Source organism: Phaeodactylibacter sp. (assembly GCF_040219495.1).
GTDB lineage: Bacteria > Bacteroidota > Bacteroidia > Chitinophagales > Saprospiraceae > Phaeodactylibacter.
Genome location: NZ_JAVJSK010000005.1, coordinates 1 through 3,207, shown reverse-complemented (window position 1 = coordinate 3,207; position 3,207 = coordinate 1). Strand labels below are relative to the sequence as shown.

Annotated in this window: 2 protein-coding genes; one reads left to right on the top strand and one right to left on the bottom strand. The window is 50.3% G+C overall.

Annotation, left to right across the window (positions count from 1 at the left end; all coding sequences use genetic code 11):
• The first annotated feature begins 363 nt into the window (after positions 1 to 363).
• Positions 364 to 1,584, top strand: a complete 1,221-nt coding sequence (locus RIC19_RS00835; RefSeq protein WP_350175848.1) for a bifunctional alpha/beta hydrolase/OsmC family protein — start codon at positions 364 to 366, stop codon at positions 1,582 to 1,584.
• Positions 1,585 to 1,763: 179 nt separating this feature from the next.
• Here the strand turns inward: RIC19_RS00835 and RIC19_RS00830 are convergent.
• On the bottom strand, positions 1,764 to 3,207 hold a 1,444-nt coding region (locus RIC19_RS00830; protein ID WP_350175847.1), incomplete at its 5' end, for a T9SS type B sorting domain-containing protein.

Sequence of the window (3,207 nt, the reverse complement as noted above, 5' to 3'; positions counted from 1 at the left end):
ATGGTTCTGGCAAAGTCACTAAATTTGAGTTTAGCGGGCTAAATGAAAATTTAGTGAGGAAGTCAGAGCTTGCCCCGCATTTCTGCGGGGTTCATAAAGCGTTGATTTGCAATAGCAACGAGCTCCAAACATGCTCTTAGTCTTCTTACCGAAGATGATAAAGGTATCAATAATAGCGGCAGCAGGCTCGCTTGTATTTTATCCGTAACGAAATGATAACACCTGATAAAGGTTTCGTTTCGGAAAGCTGATGAAAATATCCGCTGTACTACACTTTTCGGAAGTTGAGCAACGTAATTTTACAATGCCCCGGTCCGGTAGCCGCAAACAACGCTTTCCTAATTATACAAAAAACAACGATTGATGATGTCGCCAATAAGCCTATCTTTTAAGAATACCAATGGTGAATTGCTATCCGCCAAATTAGAGCTACCTGCCCATCAGCACCCGCACACTTATGCGCTGTTCGCTCATTGTTTTACCTGCAGCAAACAATGGACAGCGGTACGGAATATAGCCCGCGCGCTCACCTTAGAAGGCGTAGGGGTCCTCTCCTTTGATTTCACTGGCCTGGGAGAAAGTGAAGGCGATTTTTCGGATACCAACTTCTCTTCCAATATTGAAGATTTAGTGCAGGCTGCTGAATACCTGAAAGACCACTATGAAGCACCAGCGTTGCTTGTGGGGCATTCCCTGGGCGGGGCAGCGGTCCTGCGCGCAGCCCATGAAATCCCCTCCGTTAAAGCGGTCGCCACTATAGGAGCGCCCTTTTCTCCACACCATGTACAGCATCTTTTTGGCAATCAGACAGAAGCCATAGAGGCTCATGGGCTTGCCGAAGTAAAAATAGCGGACCGCCCTTTTACCGTGAAAAAACAATTTCTGGAAGATATCCGTACCCAAAACCTCGAGCCTTATATCAAAGACCTAAACAAAGCCATGCTGGTACTCCACGCTCCACAGGACAGGACGGTAGAGATTGAGAATGCTAAAAAGATTTATCAGGCCGCCATGCACCCCAAGAGTTATATTTCCCTCGACGGGGCAGACCACCTGCTGACCCGTAAGGCAGACAGTCGTTATGCCGGGAATATCATCGCCTCCTGGGCAGAGCGCTATCTCGACTTTGAGCAACGCCGGGCCCTGCGTTCTGATAAAGATGTAGCTGTCAGGCTGGGGCGGGCAGATCACTTCACCACAGAAATTACGGTCCGAAAGCATGGACTGACCGCAGATGAACCCCCTGAAGTGGGAGGAAATGACTTTGGGCCCTCTCCCTACGAATTGGTCACCGCTGGCCTGGGTGCCTGTACAGCCATGACACTCCGGATGTACGCCAACCGTAAAAAGTGGCCTTTGGAAGAAGTCCTGGTACACCTGGCGCATAGCAAAACTCACGCTGAAGATTGCCAAAACCCAGACAGTTCCAGCAGCAAGCTCGATCATTTCGAGCTCACCCTTGAGCTCAACGGAGACCTCTCTGAAGAACAAAGAGCAAAGCTTCTGGAGATTGCTGAAAAATGCCCGGTGCACCGGACCATGCACGCACCTGTTAAAATAATGACCCACCTTAAACCCAAATAGCCGACCGCACTGCGTACGCCCTCAAACCAGGCATAGCCAAGCCTGAAAGCACAGAGCCCCGGAGTAATTACACCCCGGGGCCCTATCATTACTGGCTTTTTAGAAACTCAACTCAAAAGAAGAGTGCTGCCGGAGGGGTTTCTCGGGTCGACTGTGCTCACCCGCCCCTACTGCTCTTTTTAGCGAAGTAGCGTAATATTACCCTGACGGTTAAATACCTGATCGGGTTCTCCTTCTTCGCCCGGGCAAACAATCCTCAGGAAATAGCCGTAAACATCAGGTGCCAGTGCTTCTCCATCAAAGGAGCCATCCCAACACAGATTATCCATACTATTACTGCGGAATACCTCTTGCCCCCAGCGGTTATAGATCATCAGTTCTATTTCTGAGAACTGTTCCATGACCTCACTGCGGATACAAACGAAGTCATTATTCTGGTCACCATTTGGCGTGAAGGCATCCGCAATAAAGACCTTATCGACCTCGCAGCGTTCGCAGGTCCCTACATCCACCGAGGTCGTCAACGTGTCCCGGCAAACTTCCCCGGTCACAACAACCTGATAGGTTGATGGGCGAAGGGGCGAAGCATCCGTTATGGCTGCCATGGGGTCAGTCAGCCGATCTTCCGGTGTCCACTCATAGGTGCAGTCATCACAGCCCACAACCTCCAGCGTTGCAAAATCACCACTACAAATTGAGGTGTCTCCACCTACAATAGCGAGGTCAAGCTCCTCTACCTCAATCTCAATACTGGCTGTATCCATCGCACATGCGTTTTCCGCTACAGCAAAATAGGACACAAAACCAGAGCGGATTGGGGTAACCGTTGTGGCGTCCCCTTCATCTATAAATTCAAAGTTTTCGTCATACCAGGTTATGGTTGCCGAGACACCTTCCGGGTCAAGGGTCGCTTCCAGGTCAACTTCATCACCAAGACAGATCAGTATGGATGAAGCAGTGATCTCCACCGATAAGTCTTCCGGCACATATTCTACCACAATCGTATCGGAACGTACGCAGCCAAGTTCAACCGAGCTGGCGATGTAAGTCATCGAGCCTGGCTCAGGTATAATTTCAATGACTACGGCAGTATCAATTACGGTCCCGTTGCCATCTGTCCATACGACTGCCTGTCCAAGCGGAGCGAAGCCTTCCAACTGAATAGCCAAAGAATCGCAAACGACAAGCGTATCTACCGAAGGTAGAATCTCAATATCTGCACTATCGATCGTCACCTGAATCAGCGTATCTGCAACAGTACCGCAGCCGTTTGTCGCTTCAAAAACAAACGAAGTCGTTCCTGCCATATCGCCTGTCAAAACCAGGTCTTCGTTCACCGCAACGGTGTCCCCATTTTCGTCTTGCCAGATGAACGGATAATCGTAATCTCCGACTTCTACCGTCGTCATATCATTCAGGCATAGAAGAACGGTATCCGGAATATTTGGTGGCAGTACCGGCGGAACTGTATCAACCATGACCGTCACCGTGTCCGAAGTAATGCAGTCAAGGCCCGGCACGCCCGCGATGTACTGGCTCACCCCTACAGGCGGCATCACGCAGAGCTCGTTGCCCGTGCCCAGCACGTTGCCGTCAAGGTCGGCCCATTCTATGCAATCACCG